This window comes from Ruegeria sp. HKCCD7559 (assembly GCF_013110575.1).
Taxonomy (GTDB): domain Bacteria; phylum Pseudomonadota; class Alphaproteobacteria; order Rhodobacterales; family Rhodobacteraceae; genus Ruegeria.
Map to the genome: position 1 here is coordinate 135,720 of NZ_WVQU01000003.1, position 21,211 is coordinate 156,930.

The window sequence follows — 21,211 nt, forward strand, 5'->3', positions numbered from 1 at the left end:
TGTCCAAGGCTTCAAAGCGATGTAAGCGGCAGGTTCCAGAGTGTCAACGCCGCGCCCTGTCGCGGCAAGAAAATAGGATGATTCAATGCCCAAAGGTCTCACTTTTCTGCCATCGCTGGCCCTGGCCGCCGTGATGGCCCTGCCGCTGGCCGCCGAAACCCAGCCGGATGCGTCGACCGTGGTCGCTCGGGTAAACGGGGATGAGATCACATTGGGTCACGTGATCGCCACCGTCGCTTCTCTGCCACCGCAATATCAGCAGGCGGAAGACGACGTGCTGTTCGATTTCATTCTGGAACAGCTGATCCAGCAGCAATTGCTGGGACAGCAACAGGATGGCCTGAACATGCGGAACGCGCTGACACTCGACAATGAAAAGCGGTCGCTTCAGGCGGTTCAGACGGTCGCGGCTCTGACCAACGATCTCGTCACAGAGGAAGCCATTCAGGCCGCTTACGATGCGCGTTTCAATGATTTTGCGGGTGAAGACGAATTCGACGCCAGCCATATTCTGGTGCAATCGGAAGAAGAAGCCAAAGCGCTCAAGACTCAGCTTGATGATGGTGCAGATTTTGCGGAACTTGCCCGCGAGAACTCGACCGGTCCGTCCGGTCCGAATGGTGGCGCGTTGGGATGGTTCGGAAAAGGCCAGATGGTACCTGAATTCGAGGCAGCCGTGATCGCGCTGGAAAAAGGGCAGGTGTCGGATCCGGTGCAAACTCAGTTTGGCTGGCATCTGGTCAAGCTGAACGACAAGCGCAAAACCGAAGCCCCCGAACTGGACGCGGTGCGCGATGAGCTGGCCCAAACGATCCAACAAGATGCCATTCAGGCGCGGATCGACGAGTTGACGCAGCAGGCACAGATCGAACGCCCCGCGCTGGAAGGCGCAGGCCCCGAGATCATGCGCCAGCTGGACCTGATTCAGGAGTAAAGACCAGTGGCCACGATCACGAAGGTATCGCCGCTGGCGCCGGCGTCTTTCCCTGAACTGCCTGCGATTGACGGTGTGCGTTTTGCCACCGTCGAAGCGGGTGTGCGCTATCAGGGTCGCACGGATGTCATGCTGGCTGTTCTTGATCCGGGCACGTCGGTGGCGGGTGTCTTCACCCGCTCGGCCACCCGCGCGGCACCGGTTCTGGATTGTCAGAAGAAAATAGGAGGCCCCAGTGATGGACCTGCGGCGATCCTTGTGAACTCGGGCAATGCGAACGCGTTCACCGGCCACTATGGCCAGACATCGGTTGCCGAGGTGACACAGGCCGTTTCCAAAGCGACCGGCGTCCCCGTCGAACGGGTCTTTACGTCATCCACCGGTGTCATCGGTGAACCGCTGCCACATGATCGCATCGTATCGCAGCTTGAAGCGTTGAAATCCGGCCTCAGCCGCCATGCCATCGAAGATGCCGCGCGGGCGATCATGACGACGGACACGTTTCCCAAAGGGGCGAGCGCACAGGTCGAAATCGGTGGCAAAACAGTCTCTATTGCAGGGATAGCGAAGGGTTCTGGAATGATCGCGCCAGACATGGCGACGATGCTGGTCTATATCTTCACCGACGCACAGGTTGAGCAATCGGCGTTGCAGGAAATGCTGAGCGCCCAGACAGATCGCACCTTCAACTGCATCACTGTGGACAGCGACACCTCGACCTCGGACAGTCTGCTGCTGTGTGCGACCGGATCTTCGGGCGTTGATGCCACCGGCGATGCCGCTTTTGCACGGGCTTTGGAAACAGTGATGCTGGACCTCGCGCAACAAGTGGTGCGTGACGGGGAAGGCGCCACGAAATTCGTGGAAATCCGCGTGACCGGAGCCGCCTCGGACGCTGACGCCAAGACCCACGGTCTGGCCATCGCCAACTCCCCTCTGGTGAAAACCGCCATCGCCGGTGAAGACCCGAACTGGGGCCGCATCGTCATGGCCATCGGCAAGTCGGGCGCGGCAGCGGATCGCGACAAGCTCAGCATTTCATTCGGTGATATTCTTGTGGCCGAGAACGGCTGGGTCAGCCCGGATTATCGCGAAGAAGACGCCGCCGCCTATATGAAAGGTCAGGACCTCGTGATTGCGGTCGATCTGGGGCTGGGCGAAGGGAAATCCACCGTCTGGACCTGTGATCTGACCCACGGCTATATCGAGATCAACGCGGATTATCGCTCGTGAAAACCGTGTTAGTCTCTGCTGTCGCCCTGATCGACATCGAGGGCCGCGTGCTGCTTGCCCAACGTCCCGAAGGCAAATCCATGGCCGGACTGTGGGAATTCCCCGGTGGCAAGATCGAGCCCGGCGAAACCCCCGAGGCCGCCCTGATCCGGGAATTGCACGAGGAATTGGGCATCGACACCTGGGCCTCGTGCCTTGCACCGCTGACCTTTGCCAGCCACAGCTATGATGATTTCCACCTGCTGATGCCGCTGTTCGCCTGCCGCAAATGGGAGGGTATTCCGCAGTCGAAAGAGGGCCAGGCGCTGAAATGGGTGCGCGCGAATGACCTGCGGAACTTTCCGATGCCGGCGGCGGATGTGCCGCTGATTCCGATTTTGCGGGATTGGCTGTAACAATTCGTAAGAATTGAGAAAACATCACGAAAAAGTTGACGCTGATCGTCCTCCTTGTCCTTAATCGGGGCAGCAGCGTTCCGGTCTGACCCGGCGACGCCGTTCCGGCCCGACCCGGGGCCGGATGGGGAGGAGAGATAGAATTGGCTCAGACGCAGTCGGGCGCCGAGGGGATGCACTCCCTTCCGGCGCTGCTACATCGCAATGCGACGCAGTTCGGGGATGCCCCGGCTTACCGCGAAAAGGAGTTCGGGATCTGGCAATGCTGGACCTGGGCGGAAACGGCCGCCGAGATCCGCGCGCTGGCGCTTGGATTTCTTGAACTTGGCGTTGAAAAGGGTGACCACATCGCCGTAATCGGGCGCAACCGTCCGGCACATTACTGGTCAATGGTTGCGGCGCAGATGGTCGGTGCCATTCCGGTCCCTCTCTATCAAGACGCGGTTGCCGAAGAGATGGCCTATGTGCTGGAGCATTGCGGGGCGAAATATGTCGTCTGCGGCGATCAGGAGCAGGTCGACAAGGTCATCGAGATTCAGGAAAACCTGCATCAGGTCAAACACATCCTCTATACCGACAAGCGCGGTATGCGGAAATACGACCACAGCCAGATGAATGCCCTTGACGACATCAAGGCCGAGGGCAGCGCCGGTCATGCGCGTTTCGACGCCGAACTGGACAGGCGCATCGGCGAGATCACCTATGACGACACCTGCGTGATGCTCTATACTTCGGGTACCACGGGCAAGCCCAAGGGCGTGGTGCTGTCGAACCGCAACGTGATCGAAAGTGCAAAGAACTCAGCCGAATTCGACCACCTGACCCGCAACGAAGACATCCTGTCCTATCTGCCGATGGCCTGGGTCGGGGATTTCATCTTTTCCATCGGTCAGGCTTATTGGTGCGGGTTCTGCGTGAACTGCCCCGAAAGCGCCGACACGATGATGACCGACCTGCGCGAGATCGGGCCGACCTATTTCTTCGCGCCGCCGCGCGTATTTGAAAGCCAGCTGACCAATGTGATGATCCGAATGGAGGATGCCAGCAAGCTCAAGCAGCGCATGTTCCACTACTTCATGGCGCATGCCAAGAAGGTCGGCGGTCGGTTGCTGGATGGCAAGCCGGTGAGCTTGGGTGACAAGGTGAAATATGCGCTGGGCAATCTGTTGGTTTACGGGCCGCTCAAAGACACGCTGGGATATGGGCGCTTTCGGGTGGGCTATACGGCGGGTGAGGCGATCGGGCCGGAGATCTTTGATTTCTATCGCTCTTTAGGCATCAACCTGAAACAGTTGTACGGCCAAACCGAGGCGACCGTGTTCATCACCGTCCAGCCCGACGGCGAGGTGCGCGCCGACACCGTTGGCGTCCCGGCCCCCGATGTCGAGATCAGGATCGACGACAAGGGCGAGATCCACTACCGCTCGCCCGGCGTTTTCGTCGAATATTTCAAGAACCCGGACTCGACCGCATCGACCAAGGACCCTGAAGGCTGGGTGGCCACGGGCGACGCGGGGTTCATCGAGGAAAGCTCGGGTCATCTGCGGATCATCGACCGCGCCAAGGACGTGGGCAAGATGGCCGACGGGTCGATGTTCGCGCCGAAATATGTCGAGAACAAGCTGAAGTTCTATCCCGATATTCTGGAGGCGGTGCTGTTCGGCAATGGCAAGGATCGCTGCGTCGCCTTCATCAATATCGATCTGACCGCGGTCGGCAACTGGGCCGAGCGCAACAACGTGGCCTATGCCTCGTATCAGGAACTGGCGGGACATCCGCGTGTGTTAGAGACGATCAAGGCGCATGTGGAAGAGGTGAACAAGTCGGTCGCCGCTGACGAGATGCTGTCGGGCTGCCAGGTGCACCGCTTTGTGGTGCTGCACAAGGAACTGGATGCCGATGATGGCGAGATGACCCGGACCCGCAAGGTGCGGCGCGGGTTTGTCGAGGACAAATTCAGCGACATCATTGCCGCGCTTTATGACGGGTCCAAGACGGTTTCGACCACGACCGAGGTGACCTATGAGGATGGTCGCAAAGGATCGATTTCGGCGACGCTGGAAATTGTCGATGCGCCGGTTGTTCCCGTCGCCCAACACAAGGTTGCCGCAGAATGAGTTTCATTTTGCCAATCTTGATTGTCGCTTTGTCGATGGGTGTTGGTGCCGGAGCGGTCGTCTATTTTTCCGAGCGAGTTTCGAACGTTTATTCCTACGTTTTCAGCGGGTTCATCGGCGTAATCGTGGGTATTCTGAGCGCCCTTGCCTATCCCGCGAAGGCTTTCGATGGCGGCGCAATCTACGCGTATGTCGGAGCCGGTGTGCTTAGCTGCCTTTTCCTGAACCGTATTGTGAAGTGGGCGAATGATGCTGGATAATTCCGAAGGATATGTCACCGAAGACGGTCGCAAGATCGGCGGTGTGGTGATGGAAATGAAGAACATCACCCTGCGCTTTGGTGGTGTGGTGGCGATCAAGGATATCTCGTTCGATATCCGTGAGGGTGAGATTCGTGCGATCATCGGGCCCAATGGCGCCGGTAAGTCCTCGATGCTGAACGTGATCTCGGGCTTCTATGTTCCGCAGGAAGGCGAGGTCTGGTTTCATGGGTCAAAACGCCCGCCGATGCGGCCCTTTGAGGTGGCGCAGCAGGGCATTGCCCGGACGTTCCAGAATATTGCTTTGTTCGAAGGGATGAGCGTTTTGGACAACGTTATGACCGGGCGGCTGGGGTACATGAAGACCAATATCCTTCAGCAGGCACTGTGGAAGGGCAAGGCCGAGAAGGAAGAGACAGAAAACCGTGAAGCTGTCGAGAAGATCATCGACTTCCTTGAAATTCAGCACATCCGCAAGACGCCGGTGTCGCGCTTGCCCTACGGTCTGAAGAAACGCGTCGAACTGGCCCGCGCGCTGGCGGCAGAGCCCAAGCTGCTGCTGCTGGACGAGCCGATGGCGGGCATGAACGTCGAAGAGAAAGAGGACATGAGCCGCTTTATCCTCGACGTGAATGACGAATTCGGCACCACCATCGCCCTGATCGAGCACGATATGGGCGTTGTGATGGATCTGAGCGACCGGGTGGTCGTGATGGATTACGGCAAGAAGATCGGCGACGGCACACCCGATGAGGTGCGCAACAATCAGGAAGTCATCGACGCCTATCTGGGGGTCAGCCATGATTAAGCTCTGGGCAGAATTGGGGAGGGGCTGGCATGCCTGAACAACTTATCTTCGCGATGGAGGTCATCCTCAACGGTCTGATGGCCGGGGTGCTTTATGCGCTGGTCGCGCTGGGCTTTGTGCTGATCTACAAGGCGTCCGGTATTTTCAACTATGCCCAAGGGGTTATGGCCCTGTTCGCGGCGATGACGCTGGTCGGGATTATGAATGGGCAGGTGCCGTTTGCCCATCTGATCAACGCGACTTTCGGCACCCATATCCATTATTTCGGGTGGAATGTGCCAGCGCTGTTCGCCATCATTCTGACGATGGGTGTGATGGTATTGCTGGCCTGGGCCGTGCAGCGGTTCGTCATGCGCCATCTGGTGGGGCAGGAACCGATCATTCTGTTCATGGCGACCATCGGTCTGGCGTACTTCCTTGAAGGCGTGGCCGACCTGATGTGGGGGTCTGAAATCAAGACGCTGGATGTGGGTCTGCCGCAGGGCATCAATCTGTGGATTGACGAGACCACCTATAACATCTTCGACTACGGCTTCTTCATCGACAATCTGGACATCGTGGCGACGGTCATCGCGGCGCTGTTGGTAGCCGCTCTGGTGGCGTTCAGCCAGTACACCAAGCAGGGCCGGGCCATGCGCGCAGTGGCGGATGACCATCAGGCGGCGCTTTCGGTGGGCATATCGCTGAACTTCATCTGGGTCATGGTCTGGTCGGTGGCCGGGTTTGTCGCTCTGGTCGCGGGCATCATGTGGGGCACCAAATCAGGCGTCCAGTTCTCGCTGTCGCTGATCGCGCTCAAGGCGTTGCCGGTGCTGATGCTGGGCGGGTTCACCTCGATCCCAGGCGCCATCGTGGGCGGTCTGATCATCGGCGTGGGTGAAAAGCTTTTCGAATTCGCAATCGGACCGATGGTCGGTGGCGCAACCGAGAACTGGTTTGCCTATGTGCTGGCGCTGATCTTCCTAGTGTTCAGGCCGCAAGGCCTGTTCGGAGAGAAGATCATCGAGAGGGTATAGGGCATGACCAAGCTGATCGCCATCATCAACGTGATCGCATGGGCGGGGTTCTGGGCTTTTGGCTACATCGCCCTCACATCAGACGATCTGACCGAAGGCCAACTGACGATTGCAGCGATCCTGGCCTTTGCAGGGCTGATCATGGGGGTTCTGGCCTACCTGAAACTGGTGCGCGCCTCGGAGGCGAGCGGATATGCCAAAGGGTCCAATCAACTGGACGCCGAAGCCCGGAATCGGGCGCAGGAACAATGGGGAAAGTAAGACATGTTCTATCGTGAGGCCGGAGATTTCAAAACCTCCTACGTGGATGACAGCCAGACTTTCCCGATCAAGTTCGATCGGTATCGGTACTATGTGGTGCTGGCGGTGGCCTTCGGGATCATCCCGTTCATCATCAACGACTATTGGGCCAACGCACTTCTGCTGCCCTTCCTGATTTATGCGATCGCGGCCATTGGGCTGAACATTCTTGTGGGGTATTGCGGGCAGGTCAGCCTGGGTACCGGGGGCTTCATGGCCGTTGGGGCCTATGCCTGCTACAAGTTGATGACCGCCTTTCCAGACGTGTCGATGTTCATCCATGTGATCCTGGCCGGTGGCATCACCGCCATCGTGGGCGTGCTGTTCGGCTTGCCGTCATTGCGGATCAAGGGGTTTTACCTTGCGGTGGCGACGCTGGCGGCGCAGTTCTTTCTGGTCTGGCTGTTCAACCGAGTGCCGTGGTTCTACAATTACTCGGCTTCGGGGCAGATCAACGCGCCGGAACGGGATGTTTTCGGCATCATCATCACCGGTCCGAATGCATCGGCCTGGGCCACCTATCTGTTCTGTCTGATTTTCCTGACCGTCTGCGCCCTCGTTGCGCGCAACCTGACACGCGGTACGACAGGGCGGACATGGATGGCGATCCGCGATATGGACATCGCCGCCGAGATCATCGGGGTGAACCCGCTCAAGGCGAAACTGACCGCCTTTGCCGTAAGCTCGTTCTTCGTGGGCATCGCGGGCGCACTGTTCTTTGCGGTCTATCTGGGCGCGGTTGAGGTCGGTGAAGTCTTTGGCATCCAAAAATCGTTCCTGGTTCTGTTCATGGTTATTATCGGCGGGTTAGGCTCTATTTTCGGATCCTTTGCGGGCGCTGCATTCCTTGTGCTTTTGCCGGTGGTCCTGAAAGTGGTCGGCGTCGATGTGCTGGGCTGGCCCACAGATATCGTTGCCCATCTTCAGCTGGTGATTGTCGGCGCCCTGATCATCATGTTCCTGATCCTCGAACCCCATGGGCTGGCACAGCTGTGGCGCGTCGCGAAAGAGAAACTCAGACTCTGGCCGTTCCCGCACTAAGGGTAGGCCCAATCAAAAAGACGGGTGCGAAAACCCGAATACACCATCGGATCAATCAAGGGAGGATACACCCGATGAACAAGAAACTGGCAACCGTGGCGCTGAGCGCCCTTATGGCCGCTGGGCCAGCGATGGCGGATCTTGTGATCCCTGATCTCAGCTATCGCACCGGGCCATATGCTGCAGGCGGTATCCCGTTCTCGGACGGCTACAACGACTATTTCACTCTGCTCAATGAGCGGGATGGCGGTATCGGAGGAGAACCGATCCGGGTGGTTGAATGTGAAACCGGCTATAATACCGAAAAGGGTGTGGAATGCTATGAATCGACCAAAGGCGAAGGTGCATTGGTTTATCAGCCTTTGTCGACTGGTATCACCTATCAGTTGATCCCCAAAGTGACGGCAGACGGAATTCCGCTGCACACGATGGGGTATGGCCGCACTTCGGCTGCAAACGGGAAGGTGTTCAGCAACGTGTTCAACTATCCGGCCAACTATTGGAACGGAGCTTCGGGCGCGATCAACTATCTGCTGAGCGAAAACGATGGTGACCTGAACGGTAAAAAAATCGCGCTGGTCTATCACAACTCTGCCTATGGCAAGGAGCCGATCCGCACATTGGAAATGCTGGCTGAAAAGCATGGGTATGAGCTGACGCTGCTGCCAGTGGACCACCCGGGTCAGGAGCAGAAGTCGCAGTGGTTGCAAATCCGTCGTGAAAAGCCGGATTACGTGGTCATGTGGGGCTGGGGCGTGATGAACCAGGTCGCAATTCAGGAAGCTGCGAACATCCGTTTCCCAATGGAAAACTTCATCGGTGTCTGGTGGTCGGGCGCAGAATTCGACGTTGAGCCTGCTGGTGATAAAGCAACCGGTTACAAGGCGCTTACATTCACCGGTCTGGGCGATGACTACCCGGTTTACGACGACCTAAAGAAATACGTCGTCGATTCGGGTAAAGCTGCGGGCGCCGGTGATCAACTGGGCGCGGTGCAATACAACCGTGGTCTCTATGCAGCGATGTTGGCGGCTGAAGCCATCAAGACCGCACAAGAAATCCATGGCGCGACCGATATCACCCCAGCGATGATGCGCGACGGTATGGAGGCGCTGGAGATCACCAATGCCAAGATGGAATCTCTGGGCATGAGTGGATTTGGTCCCGAATTCAGCGTGACTTGTGAAAACCATGGCGGCCCGGGTCTGGTGGGTGTTGTTCAATGGGATGCCTCGACCGGTACCTGGAACAAGCTTCAGGACTTTATGCCAACTGATCAGGAAGTGATCGGCCAGCTTATCGCGGAAGACTCGGCAGCGTACGCGGCCGAAAACAACATCAAACCGCGCTGCGAATAAAGTCGGTTTCTTCCCGGCTGAGGCCGGCTCTCAAAACTCCGGAGCGGCGGTTTGCCGCCGCTCCTCACGAACAGTCCCGAAGGGGACAGGCATGAGGACACGCGCTGATGCTTGATGCGGCACAAACCACTGACGTGCAGGCGGAAAACCTGCTTGAGGTCAACAATATCGAGGTGATCTACAACCACGTGATCCTCGTGCTGAAGGGCGTAAGCCTGACTGTGCCCAAGGGCGGTATTACGGCCTTGCTGGGGGGCAATGGCGCGGGCAAGACGACCACGCTTAAGGCAGTGTCGAACCTGCTGCATTCAGAACGCGGCGAAGTCACGAAAGGCACGATCAAGTATCGTGGCCAGAACGTACACGAAAGCGACCCCGCCGTATTGGTTGAAAAAGGCGTGATTCAGGTGATGGAAGGCCGTCACTGTTTCGAACACCTGACGGTTGAAGAAAACCTGCTGACGGGCGCGTATACCCGCAAGGACGGCAGCGCAGCGATCCAGCAGGATCTGGAGCTGGTCTACAATTATTTCCCCCGCCTGAAAGAGCGCCGCCGCTCGCAGGCAGGCTATACGTCGGGTGGTGAACAGCAGATGGTTGCCATGGGCCGGGCTTTGATGTCGCGCCCCGAGACGATCCTGCTGGACGAACCTTCGATGGGACTTGCGCCGCAGTTGGTCGAAGAGATTTTCGGCATCGTGAAGGATCTCAACGAGAAAGAGGGCGTTTCCTTCCTGTTGGCCGAGCAGAACACAAATGTTGCCCTTCGGTTCGCGCATTACGGATACATTCTGGAATCCGGGCGCGTTGTGATGGATGGCCCGGCCGCCGAACTGCGCGAGAACCCAGATGTCAAGGAATTCTACCTTGGCATGTCGGATGAAGGCCGCAAAAGTTTTCGCGATGTGCGGTCCTATCGTCGCCGCAAGAGGTGGCTGTGAGCGGATGGAGGATATGGCGATGATGTATTTCGACGCACTCGAAACACGCTCGGCGGACGAACGCGCTTCGGATCAGGCCGCAGCGCTGGTAGAGCAAATCAAACGTGCTGCATCTGCCCCCGGGTTTGCTGCACATTTTTCTGAATCAGACACTAACAAGGTGGTCTCGGCAGATGATTTGCCGATGTTGCCGGTGCTGCGCAAATCGGACCTGATCCGGGCGCAGGCGGAACGCCCCCCTTTTGGTGGGTTCACCGTGAAGCCCGCGCGCCACTTTCATCACGTGTTCCAGTCCCCCGGGCCGATCTATGAACCGGGCAGCACCGATCACGACTGGTGGCGCATGGGCCGGTTCCTGCATGCCGCTGGTGTTGCAGCTGGCGATATTGTTCAGAACTGCTTTGGCTATCACCTGACACCGGCTGGCATGATCTTTGAAAACGGCGCCCGCGCTGTTGGTGCTGCCGTTCTGCCGGCGGGAACCGGGCAGACCGAATTGCAGGTGACAGCCGCGCGTGACGTTGGCTGCACCGCCTATGCGGGCACGCCTGATTATCTGAAAGTCATCCTGGACAAGGCTGACGAGATGGGCATTTCGCTGAATTTCTCCAAGGCCGCTGTTGGTGGTGGCGCGCTGTTCCCGTCTTTGCGTCAGGAATATGCGGATCGCGGTATTTCGTGCCTGCAATGCTATGCGACGGCGGATTTGGGTAATATCGCCTATGAAAGCGCCGCGATGGAAGGGATGATCATCGACGAACATGTGATCGTCGAAATCGTGACGCCCGGAACCGGAACCCCGGTAGAGCCGGGCGAGGTGGGCGAGGTTGTTGTAACCTCTCTCAACCCGGATTACCCTCTGATCCGCTTTGCGACCGGGGATCTTTCTGCCGTCATGCCGGGTGTTTCGCCCTGTGGCCGGACCAACACCCGGATCAAAGGCTGGATGGGTCGCGCCGATCAGACCACCAAGATCAAGGGTATGTTTGTACGCCCGGAACAGGTTGCGGCCCTGGTCGACAAGCATGAGGAAATTGTCAAAGCCCGCGTTATTGCAGCCCGCCAGGGTGAGATGGACACGATGACGGTCCGGATCGAAAGTCCGCGCGGTGACGACCCGGCATATGCCAAGTCAGTGGCCGAAGTGTTGAAACTGAAAGGTGCGATCGAGGTCGTGGCCCCCGGATCCCTTCCCAAGGACGGGGTGGTGATCGAGGATCAGCGCGTCTACGAATAGCGGTGTTTTTCAGATCTGCGGCAGTTTGTGCCGCAGATTTGTTGACCGATGCACTGGTGTTTCCGAGCTTTTTGGTCGATTAAAGGCGAACCCTTCGCCTTTGCCAATCACAAGCCGGGATGATGGCCGAAATCGAGTTTTCACAGAACGGATCGCGCAATCGCGGTGTACGCGGTACCCGACTGCTGGCGGGGATCGCCTACGTCGTGGCTGCCGCGTGCCTTTTGCCGATGATCGCCGTGGTCCTGGCGGCTGTAACCGGGGGAACGGACACGATCTCGCACCTGATGGAGACGGTGCTGCCCGGCTATATCGCGACGACCCTGATTCTTGTGGTCCTGGTTGCGGCCGGCACGTTCAGCATCGGCACCGGGGCGGCTTGGCTGGTAACGATGACCCGTTTTCCCGGCGTGCGGTTTCTGGAGATCGCACTGGTCCTTCCGCTGGCCTTTCCGGCGTATGTTCTGGCCTATGCCTACACCTTCATTCTGGATCACCCGGGCATCGTTCAAAGCACGCTGCGTGATGTAACGGGGTGGGGCCCGCGCGACTATTGGTTCCCGGAAATCCGCTCGACCGAGGGTGCGGCGGTCATGTTGATCCTTGTGCTTTACCCTTATGTCTATCTGCTTGCGCGGGCTGCGTTCCTGCAACAAAGCGCAACCGCGTTTCTGGCGGCGCGGGCGCTGGGCAACAATCCATGGCTGGCTTTTCGGCGCGTGTCACTGCCGATGGCGCGACCCGCCATTGCAGGCGGCGTTCTGCTGGCCGTCATGGAGACCATCGCAGATTTCGGAACCGTGTCGTATTTCGGTGTGCAGACCTTTGCCACCGGGATCTACACAAGCTGGTTTTCCATGGCCGATCGTGCGGCAGCGGCGCAACTGGCCCTGTGCCTGCTGGTCTTTGCCCTGATCATGGCCGTGGCCGAGCGCACCCAGCGTGGCAAGGCAAAATACTATCAGGCGGGGAAACAGCATGTGGCGCAACCGGCGGCAAATCTGACGGGTCTGCGCGCCTGCGGGGCATTTCTGCTGTGTGCAATACCCGTTCTTTTCGGTTTTTTGCTGCCTGTCATCATTCTGGTCGAGATGGGCTTGGACTCCGAACAGAACCTGCTGTCGCAGCGTTATATCAGTTTCATCCAGAATTCGTTGATACTTGCTGGTACGGCGGCGGTCATCACCGTCTTTGCGGCGATCAGTGTCGGGTTCTTTCAACGTCTGAGGCCCGGGCGCGCCTCGTCTGCGACCGCATATATGGCGCGTCTGGGATATGCCGTTCCCGGTGGCGTCATTGCGGTTGGCCTGATCGTCCCCTTTGCGAGTTTTGACAATGCGCTGGACGTCTGGATGCGACAGACCTTCGACGTGTCCACGGGGCTGTTGGTGACAGGTTCCATCTGGCTGCTGGTCGCTGCCTACATGGTGCGCTTCCTGGCTGCCGCGCTTAGCGCGTATGAGGGGGGCCAAAGCACTGTACATGCGAATATGGACGCCGCAGCCCGTTCACTGGGGCAGACGCCGTTGGGAACATTGCGACGGGTTCATCTGCCGATTCTGACCCCCTCTCTGCTGACGGCCCTGCTGATCGTGTTCGTGGACGTGATGAAAGAGCTTCCCGCCACGCTGATCATGCGCCCGTTCAATTTCGACACATTGGCGGTGCAGGCGTATCGGCTGGCCTCGGATGAGAGGCTGGAGGGCGCCGCCGTGCCTTCGCTGGTCATTCTGGCGGTGGGTCTGTTACCTGTAATCCTGATCTGCCGTCAGGTCGGCCGACGGTAACACTTGCGTCGTAATTGTCGGGCAACTGCGCATCAGGCTTGATTCAAACACGATTTCCGGCAAGGCTGGAGGTATGAATATGCAGCCTCCCAGCCGGTTCTCGGCAAGCGCAGCGCAGATGCCCGTGGCTTTCGACCGGCATGAGATGTCTCAAATCCTATCCGTTTATGGTCGGATGGTCGCCGCCGGAGAATGGCGCGACTACGGTATTTCCAACCTGCGCGACATGGCGGTGTTCTCGATCTTTCGGCGCACCGCGGAACATCCGATCTACCGCGTCGAAAAGCACCCGCGCCTGAGGTCCCGGCAGGGAATGTATTCCGTCATAGGTATGGATGGCCGCATCCTGAAACGCGGCCACGATCTGCGGGCAGTACTGCGGGTGCTGGAACGCAAGCTGATCCGGGCCGTAAACCCGGATTAGAGCCTTTTGTGGGCCGTGACCGGCCCGTCACCCTGATCCATTATGCGGCGGATCGCCTGATCCATTGGTTCGAATACCACCGCCATATGGCTGGCGTTCGCATGCAAAAGCATGTTTTGGCCCGAAACCCAGGCCACGTGCCCTTTCCAGAACAACAGATCACCCCGTTGCGCAGGGCCCCCTTCGATCACGGTTTTGCCCAAAGCGCGTTCCTGATCGCCGCTGTCGCCGGGGCACGGCAGGCCACAAGCCAAAAGCGCCGCTTGAACCAACCCGGAACAATCGATGCCGAACCGGCTGTTGCCGCCCCACAAATAGGGTGTGCCCAGAAACAGCTGGGCCACTTCGACCGGGTCGTCAGGCTTTTCGGTCATCGGCGCCGTGTGTACCTTTGGGATATATCCCAGTTCGGTTTCAACAAACCGGTCCGTCTCGGTCCTGGCTTGGATTTTGCTTCCGAAACTCAGCGACACCAGATCGCGGCTTTTGAAATCCGCTTCCTGGTAGGCATGCGTTGCAGGCGCCGTGATCCAATGCGTCGCAGGCGCATCCGCCGTCAGCTGATCTGTTCGCAACCAGCCGGTATACCCATCTTTGTCTGCGATGACCCTGTTCCACCCGCTCTTTGTTTCCTCGATCTGAACCGTATCACCGAACAACAATTGCCGGTCGCGTGGCCCGTCTGGGCTGCGCAGCAAATCGACAACGGGTGCGGAAACTCGATGGCGTGTCACAGTCCCAATATCTCCGGCAACGCCGTCAGCACGGCACGAGGTCCCTGACCTAGACCGCCCTTGGTGCGCCCCGGCTCTTTGCTGGGCTGCCAGGAATAGATGTCGAAATGGATGTAGCGGCGTGTGCCCACGAACCTGCGCAGAAACAGAGCGGCTGTGATCGACCCTGCAAACCCGCCCGACGGCGCGTTGTCCAGATCGGCGATGCCGGGTTCAATCATCGCTTCATAGGGCGTGTGGAACGGCATGCGCCAGACCGGATCAGCCGAAGCCTCAGCGGCATGCGACAGGGCAGACGCGCAGCGCTGATCATCGGTATAGAAAGGTGCCAGATCGGGGCCCACAGCCACACGGGCGGCCCCGGTCAGCGTCGCCATCGAGATCACCAGATCGGGTTCACCTTCCTCAGCAAGCGCCAACGCGTCAGCAAGCACCAGACGCCCTTCGGCATCCGTATTGTTGATCTCGACCGTCAGTCCCTTGCGAGAGGTCAGGATGTCCCCTGGGCGGAAGGCATTTCCGGCAAGCGCGTTTTCGACTGCCGGTATCAAGACCCTCAATTGCAGGGGAAAACCCAGCTGCATGATCATCCGCGCCAACCCCAACACATTGGCCGCGCCACCCATGTCTTTCTTCATCAGACCCATGGATGCGCCCGGTTTCAGGTTCAATCCACCCGTATCGAAACACACCCCCTTGCCGACCAGAGTCAGTTTGGGGCCGCTGCTGCCCCAATTCAGCTCGATCAACCGGGGGGCTTGTTCGGCGGCGCGCCCTACGGTGTGGATCATAGGAAAATTCTGTTCCAGCAAGGCCGCGCCGCTGATCACGCTGCACGCGGCACCGAATTCACCGGCCAGAGCCTCGGCCGCCTGCTGCAACTGCTCAGGACCCATATCCGAGGCTGGCGTATTCACCAGATCGCGGGTCAGAACTTCGGCATTGGCCATCGCTTCGATACGGTTGGCGTCGACACCTTCGGGCGCAACCAGCGCCGCGGTTCCAGCAGATTGAGACGCGTAGCGATCAAAGGTGTAACCTGTCATCAACCAGCCAAAGCACTCCATTTCCAGACGATCAGCGGGAATTCCGGACGCGATATGATAGGTTCCTTCGGGCAATGCCATGGCTGCGGCGGCCAATGGGAACCTTTTTCGCGCGCGCTTGTCTTCTGTTCCATACCCGGCCAGCACAAAATCAACCGCGCCATGCGCGCCTGGCACCAGCAGGGTCTGCCCCATCGCACCTGTAAACCCGCTTGCGGCAACCCAGGTCCGGACGGTATCCGGCTGGTCCTGCAACCAACTGTCCAAATCCGGCTGCGCAATCACATGAAGCGGTATGGACGGGTCAGAGGATGGGGCGAAGGACAGGGTCATGGGCGTCTCGGCTGATGGTTTCTGCGCACAGACTAGCCGCGCATGATCTGCCCGCAACCCCTGTCAGACGGAAAGGTCCTGCTGGTCCCAGACGGCGGTCAGCGATCGTTCGCCCACGCGGATCAAACGCCCAAGCGTCGCGCCTGCCGCAACGGCGTCACCGGCATCGACGGTGTGGGCCACGTCACCCGCCACCCGGGCCAGGGCCGTCATCCCGATCTGTTCGGATATAGCGACCAGTGACCTGGCGCATTTGCGCAGGTCCGCCCATTCGCGCTGACGCCAGTAGCGTTCGCAGTTTGACAGGCGCACGGCAAGCTCTTCGACCGTGCGACACAGAACATCCAGCGCATTCTTGTCGCCAAGTTGCCGGTACAGCCCGCTCAGTTGATCCGAGTCCAGACGGACGGATTCCTTATGTTCAAGCGTGATAATCTTTTCCACCACATTCACCCTAGTTCAAACGCCCCCACGGCGCGGTGTTGATCCTGGCAGAAAATTCCTTTGCAAAACCTTGCGGGGAAACTGGATAATGGCTCGAATTTTCGTTGAATTCGGTTTAGATCATCCTTCAGCGACAAGAACGGGGACATTGAAATGGAATTTGCCAAACCTCTGCCGAGCTACCTTGTAAAACGGTATCACGGTTGGAAGGCCACAACATATTCGGAAAACCAGGTCTGGTATCGCCGTCTCGCCGATGAAGGGCAACGCCCCCGCGCCATGGTCATATCCTGCTGCGACAGCCGGGTTCACGTCACGTCCATGTTCGGCGCTGACCAGGGCGATTTCTTTATTCACCGCAATATCGCCAACCTGGTGCCGCCCTATGCACCGGACGGGGACCACCACGGCACCAGCGCCGCGATCGAATACGCTGTAACGGCGCTCAAGGTCGCTCATTTGATCGTGCTGGGGCATTCGCAATGCGGCGGCGTGCAGGGCTGCATCGACATGTGCAAGGGGCAGGCGCCGCAACTGGATGCCAAGGACAGCTTTGTTGGCCGCTGGATGGATATTCTGAAGCCGAAATTCGAACTGGTCGCGGATATCGAGGACGGTGTCGAACAGGCCCGGCAGTTCGAACGTCAATCGGTTGTCGCTTCGCTGGAAAACTTGATGACCTTCCCCTTCGTCTCGTCAGCCGTTGATCAAGGCGCGCTGAGCTTGCACGGCTTGTGGACGGATATCGGCGCAGGCGGGCTTGAAAGCTATGACCCTTACCAAAAAAAGTTCGTCCCGGTCTGACAGTGACAGAGCTGGAAATCCGAAACAACAATGGCGGCTCTGATTCAGGGCCGTTTTTGGTATACTCCACCCATTACACCTGAAGATTGGAGCCTGCCATGAAAGTCATCAAGCGCATCTTCGCAGGATTGGTCGTTTGTATTCTGGTTCTGGTCGCGGTTTCCTATCTGTTGCCGGGAAAGGCGGAAGTTTCGCGTAGCATCGCGATCGACGCGCCGGCAAGCGCCATCTTTCCGTACGTGAATTCGATGCAGGAAACCGAAAAGTGGTCTCCGTGGCTGCACCGGGACCCCGAAACCAAACTGACCTATTCCGGCCCTGCCGCCGGAGTCGGGAACACTCTGAACTGGGCGTCGGATCACCCGCAGGTCGGTACGGGATCACAGGAAATCGTCGAAAGCTTGGAAAACCAACGGGTCAAAACGGCGCTGGATTTTGGCCCGATGGGTACTGCCACAGCGTCCTTCATCCTTGAGCCTGACGGGGCGGGAACCAGAGTGACCTGGGGGTTTGACTCGGATCTGGGTCTGAATCCCATGTCCCGCTGGATGGGTTTGATGATGGATACGTGGGTGGGCGAGGACTATGACCGTGGTCTGACCAATCTGAAAGCACTGGTTGAAAACCAAAGCTAGGCTGCTTGTTTGTGGGAAAGCATGCGGAGGTGTGCTTGACCGAAGCCCTAGCCCAGTCGAAACCGGGCAAGCTTTCCCAGGTGATCGGATCCCATGAAGGGGCGCAGCTCAACTGTTCCGGTTGTGCCTTTGGGGAACAACAGGTTGTCTATCGGCAATGGGATTTTCCAACTGCCGAGGTTGTGGGTGTTCAGGACGGTTCCAAAGCTTTGGTTGTTTGCGGCTGCTCCGATCCGTCTGACGCTTTCGCCCCAGGGCACCATATTGAAATCCCCGGCAATCAGAACCGGTCCTTCAAGTTGGCTGATGCGGTCGGCAATCACCTGGCTTTGCCTGGACTGGTCGTAAGGAAATGGCCAGTTCAGATGAACTGAAACAACCCAGACCAAGTCACCGCCGGGCGCTTTGACCTGTAACCCCACAAGCCCATAACCTTGCAGACAGAACTCGGAATTCTCGACAATCGGCAAGGTCGTCAGGATGGCGACGTTTTGTTCGGGGCGGAATTCACAGATCACCTGTTCGGGGTAATGCTCGAACAGGTTGCTCATGTACTTGCGGTTGTGGCTGGAGACTTCCTGCAAGGTCACGATCTGAGCGTCTGATTCAAGGATATCATCGGCCAGCGAATACCGGGGCCAGGCTTTGCTCATCAGGTTCTTCTGGTACAGCGTCAGGCAGGTGTCGTCGCAATCGTCCGAGGGCGCGGCAACGCTAGCCGCGATGGACCCGATGGCAATCCCGGAAAAGACCAAGGTGGCCAATGCAAGATATCTGGCGCGCATGAAAAGAAGAATTACCGCGCAGGGGAGAAGCAAAACACCAGCCTGAGGCCGGAGCAGAGCGATTGAATCTCCCACGGCAAAAACCTGCCCCGTAAAGCCAATGACGACCAGTATCATCAGAACGCATGTGCATCCGATGGTCAGGGTTCTGGCAATCCTGCGTCTGGTCGAAATGTGCATGCCCTGCCTCTTTTACCTTGCACCGGGCGGTTTTTTTCCGGACTTCCGACATCCGCCACGAACAAGGTTCAGTTTTAGGTGGCAAGCGTGTCTGGTTTTGTCAACAGGTTGGCGATTTTCACCGCGCGCAAGACTGTACCCTAACCGAGGTTCATAGCGCAGCCATGATGGATGCGGGTGATGGACCGGAAGGTGCCGATTTGGTGGAAGAGGTGATCCGAGCCGGTTCTGTTGAGCGCATTGACGGGCCACCTCGGGCGCGGACTCACCTGTGACGTTGACTGCTGATCACGGTGGTAAAGGTTCGTGTTGCGCGACTTTGTGCAAGTGCAATGGCGCTCAAAACCAAGGCACAGGCCACTGCTTGCGCACCTGTGATTGTTTCACCGAAGGCAAAAACGCCCACGGCAAACATTGTCGGCAGTTCAATGCTGCCGATAACGGCCGTGCGCGATGCCCCGATGACAGGGGAACAGACGGTGTAAATCAGCTGGGGAACCAGTGCCGTCATAAGACCGATCCCGACGATCAGAAACCAGTCACTGCCGCCTGCTGGCAGGACTTCGCCAATTTCCGAAGAGATAATCAAAGGGGTTAGCCCGACGACCGACCCCAACGAAACCGACGCTATCCTGGCCAAAGGAGCAATTCGCGAAAGACGGTGTACAAGCACGCATATGCCGAAGCCAAATCCGAAAGGTGCAGCCAAAGAGACAAGCAGCGTTGGAATTTGGTCAATCGGTACGGATGCCGGAGACCCTGCAATGCCTGCCGCAAGAACAATCAAACCGGCCGCAACAAGGCTGCGCCGCGTCGGCGGATCGGCGAATATCGCCCAAGCGATGATGATCGTAAACACCGGGTAGGTCATGTAAAGAACACCCACCGTTGATGCCGGCACTGTTTCAAGTGCGGTAACATATCCGACCCACCCAAGCCCCATGACTGCCCCCGCAGCCATACCCCAGACTATTTCCCGCCGGTTTGAACGATGCTTCAGAAGGGTTGGCAACAATAGGATCGCCGTCAAAATGTACCGATTAAACGCAACTGCGTAGGGCGCGAGTCCGTGGTCAGTGAGACCCCGGCTGAAATAGGGTACAAAGCCAAAACAGATGGATGCAAAGAACACTCCCGCCCCGGCAAGGGCGTAGGGTATTGGATCGTGCTTGGTTGATGTTGGTCGGCCCATCTTTAACACCTACCATGCAGTATTTCCGTTGGCATCAGCAACCTGACCGAACCGTCACGTCGTCCGCAAACCGGCTATTGGGAAACGCAAAAAACCCGCCGAACAATCAGCGGGTTTCCTGGTTTTCAAGCTTTGACGAAAATCGGGATGTCAGCCCTTTTTCAGAACCTCGCGGCCCAGAAGTTCCGCGATCTGCACCGCGTTCAGGGCGGCGCCCTTGCGCAGGTTGTCGCTAACGCACCACAGGTTCAGACCGTTCTCGATGGTCGAGTCCTGGCGGATACGGCTGATGAACGTGGCGAAATCGCCCGCGCATTCGACCGGCGAGACGTAGCCACCGGCTTCGCGCTTGTCGATCACCATGATGCCCGGTGCTTCGCGCAGGATGTCGCGGGCTTCGTCTTCGTCCAGGAATTCCTCGAACTCGATGTTCACGGCCTCGGAGTGGCCGACAAACACGGGAACGCGCACGCAGGTGGCTGTGACCTTGATCGACGGATCGACGATCTTCTTGGTCTCGACAACCATCTTCCACTCTTCCTTGGTCGAGCCGTCTTCCATGAAGACGTCGATCTGCGGGATGACGTTGAAGGCGATCTGCTTCTGGAATTTCTTCGGCGGCACGTCCGTGGTGGGGTTGTAAACCGCCTTGGTCTGATCCCAAAGTTCATCCATGCCTTCTTTGCCCGCGCCCGACACCGACTGATAGGTCGACACGACAACGCGCTTGATCCTGGCACGGTCATGCAGCGGCTTGAGCGCGACAACCATCTGCGCGGTCGAACAGTTCGGGTTGGCGATGATGTTCTTGTTCTTGTAGTCGTGGATCGCCTGCGGGTTACATTCCGGCACGATCAGAGGGATGTCGGGGTCATAGCGATAGAGCGACGAGTTGTCGATCACCACACAGCCAGCCGCAGCCGCTTTGGGGGCATAGGTCTTGGTTGCGTCCGAGCCGATGGCGAACAGGGCCATGTCCCAGCCGGTGAAATCGAAGGTGTCGATGTCCTGGGTGGTCAGTGTCTTGTCGCCAAAGCTTACTTCCGTACCCAGCGAACGACGGCTTGCCAGCACGGCAAGTTCATCGACTGGGAACTGGCGTTCCGCCAGAATGTTCAGCATTTCGCGGCCCACGTTACCCGTGGCGCCGGCGACAACGACGCGATAGCCCATTTCATGTCTCCAAAGTTAAGGACGCGCGTTCATA

Annotated in this window: 22 protein-coding genes; 16 read left to right on the plus strand and 6 right to left on the minus strand. The window is 58.3% G+C overall.

Going from position 1 to position 21,211, the window contains the following annotated elements:
* Positions 1 to 85: 85 nt before the first annotated feature.
* From GS605_RS11160 to GS605_RS11225, 14 genes are all read left to right on the plus strand, one after another.
* Positions 86 to 934, plus strand: coding sequence for a peptidylprolyl isomerase (locus GS605_RS11160; RefSeq protein WP_171724038.1), 849 nt, complete (start codon positions 86 to 88; stop codon positions 932 to 934).
* Positions 935 to 940: 6 nt separating this feature from the next.
* A complete protein-coding gene (gene argJ, locus GS605_RS11165; RefSeq protein WP_171724039.1) occupies positions 941 to 2,167 on the plus strand; it encodes a bifunctional glutamate N-acetyltransferase/amino-acid acetyltransferase ArgJ in 1,227 nt (408 codons plus the stop codon).
* Complete coding sequence (locus GS605_RS11170; protein ID WP_171635455.1) at positions 2,164 to 2,562, plus strand: (deoxy)nucleoside triphosphate pyrophosphohydrolase; 399 nt, start codon at positions 2,164 to 2,166, stop codon at positions 2,560 to 2,562. The genes argJ and GS605_RS11170 overlap by 4 nt, the downstream gene beginning before the upstream one ends.
* 173 nt (positions 2,563 to 2,735) lie before the next feature.
* Positions 2,736 to 4,679, plus strand: coding sequence for an AMP-binding protein (locus tag GS605_RS11175; RefSeq protein ID WP_171724166.1), 1,944 nt, complete (start codon positions 2,736 to 2,738; stop codon positions 4,677 to 4,679).
* Positions 4,676 to 4,939, plus strand: coding sequence for a hypothetical protein (locus GS605_RS11180; RefSeq protein ID WP_171724040.1), 264 nt, complete (start codon positions 4,676 to 4,678; stop codon positions 4,937 to 4,939). Before GS605_RS11175 ends, GS605_RS11180 begins: the two co-directional genes overlap by 4 nt.
* Positions 4,929 to 5,747 carry an ABC transporter ATP-binding protein gene (locus GS605_RS11185; protein ID WP_171635456.1) on the plus strand — a complete coding sequence of 273 codons (819 nt, stop codon included), beginning with the start codon at positions 4,929 to 4,931 and terminating at the stop codon, positions 5,745 to 5,747. The genes GS605_RS11180 and GS605_RS11185 overlap by 11 nt, the downstream gene beginning before the upstream one ends.
* Positions 5,748 to 5,776: 29 nt before the next feature.
* Positions 5,777 to 6,763, plus strand: coding sequence for a branched-chain amino acid ABC transporter permease (locus tag GS605_RS11190; RefSeq protein WP_171635458.1), 987 nt, complete (start codon positions 5,777 to 5,779; stop codon positions 6,761 to 6,763).
* Positions 6,764 to 6,766: 3 nt separating this feature from the next.
* A complete protein-coding gene (locus tag GS605_RS11195) occupies positions 6,767 to 7,024 on the plus strand; it encodes a hypothetical protein (protein WP_170345775.1) in 258 nt (85 codons plus the stop codon).
* Positions 7,025 to 7,027: 3 nt separating this feature from the next.
* Positions 7,028 to 8,104: a branched-chain amino acid ABC transporter permease gene (locus GS605_RS11200; protein WP_171635463.1), complete on the plus strand. Its 1,077-nt coding sequence runs from the start codon at positions 7,028 to 7,030 to the stop codon at positions 8,102 to 8,104.
* Positions 8,105 to 8,178: 74 nt separating this feature from the next.
* Positions 8,179 to 9,462 (plus strand): ABC transporter substrate-binding protein, encoded by a 1,284-nt coding sequence (locus GS605_RS11205; RefSeq protein ID WP_171724041.1) that lies wholly within the window; start codon positions 8,179 to 8,181, stop codon positions 9,460 to 9,462.
* 107 nt (positions 9,463 to 9,569) lie between these two features.
* A complete protein-coding gene (locus GS605_RS11210; RefSeq protein ID WP_171724042.1) occupies positions 9,570 to 10,403 on the plus strand; it encodes an ABC transporter ATP-binding protein in 834 nt (277 codons plus the stop codon).
* Between the two features lie 19 nt (positions 10,404 to 10,422).
* Complete coding sequence (locus GS605_RS11215) at positions 10,423 to 11,640, plus strand: phenylacetate--CoA ligase family protein (RefSeq protein ID WP_171724043.1); 1,218 nt, start codon at positions 10,423 to 10,425, stop codon at positions 11,638 to 11,640.
* A 122-nt stretch (positions 11,641 to 11,762) separates the two neighbouring features.
* A complete protein-coding gene (locus GS605_RS11220; RefSeq protein ID WP_171635788.1) occupies positions 11,763 to 13,427 on the plus strand; it encodes an iron ABC transporter permease in 1,665 nt (554 codons plus the stop codon).
* A gap of 73 nt (positions 13,428 to 13,500) precedes the next feature.
* Entirely contained in the window at positions 13,501 to 13,851 is a 351-nt protein-coding gene (locus GS605_RS11225) for a DUF2794 domain-containing protein (protein WP_117871396.1), read from the plus strand.
* On the opposite strand, the gene GS605_RS11230 is transcribed toward GS605_RS11225, so the two are convergent.
* From GS605_RS11230 to GS605_RS11240, 3 genes are all read right to left on the minus strand, one after another.
* Positions 13,848 to 14,585: a C40 family peptidase gene (locus tag GS605_RS11230; RefSeq protein ID WP_171724044.1), complete on the minus strand. Its 738-nt coding sequence runs from the start codon at positions 14,583 to 14,585 to the stop codon at positions 13,848 to 13,850. The two genes, GS605_RS11225 and GS605_RS11230, sit on opposite strands and share 4 nt — an antisense overlap.
* Complete coding sequence (locus GS605_RS11235) at positions 14,582 to 15,964, minus strand: M17 family metallopeptidase (protein ID WP_171724045.1); 1,383 nt, start codon at positions 15,962 to 15,964, stop codon at positions 14,582 to 14,584. The genes GS605_RS11230 and GS605_RS11235 overlap by 4 nt, the downstream gene beginning before the upstream one ends.
* Before the next feature lie 63 nt (positions 15,965 to 16,027).
* Positions 16,028 to 16,417, minus strand: a complete 390-nt coding sequence (locus GS605_RS11240) for a hypothetical protein (protein ID WP_170345768.1) — start codon at positions 16,415 to 16,417, stop codon at positions 16,028 to 16,030.
* Between the two features lie 144 nt (positions 16,418 to 16,561).
* Here GS605_RS11240 and GS605_RS11245 point away from each other — a divergent pair, with 144 nt between their 5' ends.
* On the plus strand, positions 16,562 to 17,212 hold the full coding sequence (locus tag GS605_RS11245; protein WP_152459543.1) for a carbonic anhydrase: 651 nt from the start codon (positions 16,562 to 16,564) through the stop codon (positions 17,210 to 17,212).
* Between the two features lie 98 nt (positions 17,213 to 17,310).
* The gene (locus GS605_RS11250; RefSeq protein WP_171635473.1) at positions 17,311 to 17,847 is read left to right on the plus strand and encodes an SRPBCC family protein; all 537 of its coding nucleotides are present in this window, start codon (positions 17,311 to 17,313) and stop codon (positions 17,845 to 17,847) included.
* 47 nt (positions 17,848 to 17,894) lie between these two features.
* Here the strand turns inward: GS605_RS11250 and GS605_RS11255 are convergent, their stop codons facing one another.
* The 3 genes from GS605_RS11255 to GS605_RS11265 all read right to left on the minus strand — a co-directional run bounded on the left by GS605_RS11255 (position 17,895) and on the right by GS605_RS11265 (position 21,177).
* Positions 17,895 to 18,812, minus strand: coding sequence for an endonuclease/exonuclease/phosphatase family protein (locus GS605_RS11255; protein ID WP_171724046.1), 918 nt, complete (start codon positions 18,810 to 18,812; stop codon positions 17,895 to 17,897).
* A 265-nt stretch (positions 18,813 to 19,077) separates the two neighbouring features.
* Complete coding sequence (locus GS605_RS11260; RefSeq protein WP_171724047.1) at positions 19,078 to 20,004, minus strand: DMT family transporter; 927 nt, start codon at positions 20,002 to 20,004, stop codon at positions 19,078 to 19,080.
* A gap of 150 nt (positions 20,005 to 20,154) precedes the next feature.
* Positions 20,155 to 21,177, minus strand: a complete 1,023-nt coding sequence (locus GS605_RS11265; protein WP_171724048.1) for an aspartate-semialdehyde dehydrogenase — start codon at positions 21,175 to 21,177, stop codon at positions 20,155 to 20,157.
* Positions 21,178 to 21,211: the final 34 nt, after the last annotated feature.

What these genes read in the sequence shown, in the direction of transcription:
- GS605_RS11200 (WP_171635463.1), top strand. Translation starts at nt 7,028, where the DNA reads ATGTTCTATCGTGAGGCCGGAGATTTCAAAACCTCCTACGTGGATGAC.
- GS605_RS11205 (WP_171724041.1), top strand. Translation starts at nt 8,179, where the DNA reads ATGAACAAGAAACTGGCAACCGTGGCGCTGAGCGCCCTTATGGCCGCT.
- GS605_RS11195 (WP_170345775.1), top strand. Translation starts at nt 6,767, where the DNA reads ATGACCAAGCTGATCGCCATCATCAACGTGATCGCATGGGCGGGGTTC.
- GS605_RS11175 (WP_171724166.1), top strand. Translation starts at nt 2,736, where the DNA reads ATGCACTCCCTTCCGGCGCTGCTACATCGCAATGCGACGCAGTTCGGG.
- GS605_RS11255 (WP_171724046.1), bottom strand. Translation starts at nt 18,812, where the DNA reads ATGCACATTTCGACCAGACGCAGGATTGCCAGAACCCTGACCATCGGA.
- GS605_RS11185 (WP_171635456.1), top strand. Translation starts at nt 4,929, where the DNA reads ATGCTGGATAATTCCGAAGGATATGTCACCGAAGACGGTCGCAAGATC.
- GS605_RS11225 (WP_117871396.1), top strand. Translation starts at nt 13,501, where the DNA reads ATGAATATGCAGCCTCCCAGCCGGTTCTCGGCAAGCGCAGCGCAGATG.
- GS605_RS11190 (WP_171635458.1), top strand. Translation starts at nt 5,777, where the DNA reads ATGCCTGAACAACTTATCTTCGCGATGGAGGTCATCCTCAACGGTCTG.
- GS605_RS11260 (WP_171724047.1), bottom strand. Translation starts at nt 20,004, where the DNA reads ATGGGCCGACCAACATCAACCAAGCACGATCCAATACCCTACGCCCTT.
- GS605_RS11215 (WP_171724043.1), top strand. Translation starts at nt 10,423, where the DNA reads ATGATGTATTTCGACGCACTCGAAACACGCTCGGCGGACGAACGCGCT.
- GS605_RS11160 (WP_171724038.1), top strand. Translation starts at nt 86, where the DNA reads ATGCCCAAAGGTCTCACTTTTCTGCCATCGCTGGCCCTGGCCGCCGTG.
- GS605_RS11245 (WP_152459543.1), top strand. Translation starts at nt 16,562, where the DNA reads ATGGAATTTGCCAAACCTCTGCCGAGCTACCTTGTAAAACGGTATCAC.
- GS605_RS11250 (WP_171635473.1), top strand. Translation starts at nt 17,311, where the DNA reads ATGAAAGTCATCAAGCGCATCTTCGCAGGATTGGTCGTTTGTATTCTG.
- GS605_RS11265 (WP_171724048.1), bottom strand. Translation starts at nt 21,177, where the DNA reads ATGGGCTATCGCGTCGTTGTCGCCGGCGCCACGGGTAACGTGGGCCGC.
- GS605_RS11235 (WP_171724045.1), bottom strand. Translation starts at nt 15,964, where the DNA reads ATGACCCTGTCCTTCGCCCCATCCTCTGACCCGTCCATACCGCTTCAT.
- GS605_RS11210 (WP_171724042.1), top strand. Translation starts at nt 9,570, where the DNA reads ATGCTTGATGCGGCACAAACCACTGACGTGCAGGCGGAAAACCTGCTT.
- GS605_RS11220 (WP_171635788.1), top strand. Translation starts at nt 11,763, where the DNA reads ATGGCCGAAATCGAGTTTTCACAGAACGGATCGCGCAATCGCGGTGTA.
- GS605_RS11180 (WP_171724040.1), top strand. Translation starts at nt 4,676, where the DNA reads ATGAGTTTCATTTTGCCAATCTTGATTGTCGCTTTGTCGATGGGTGTT.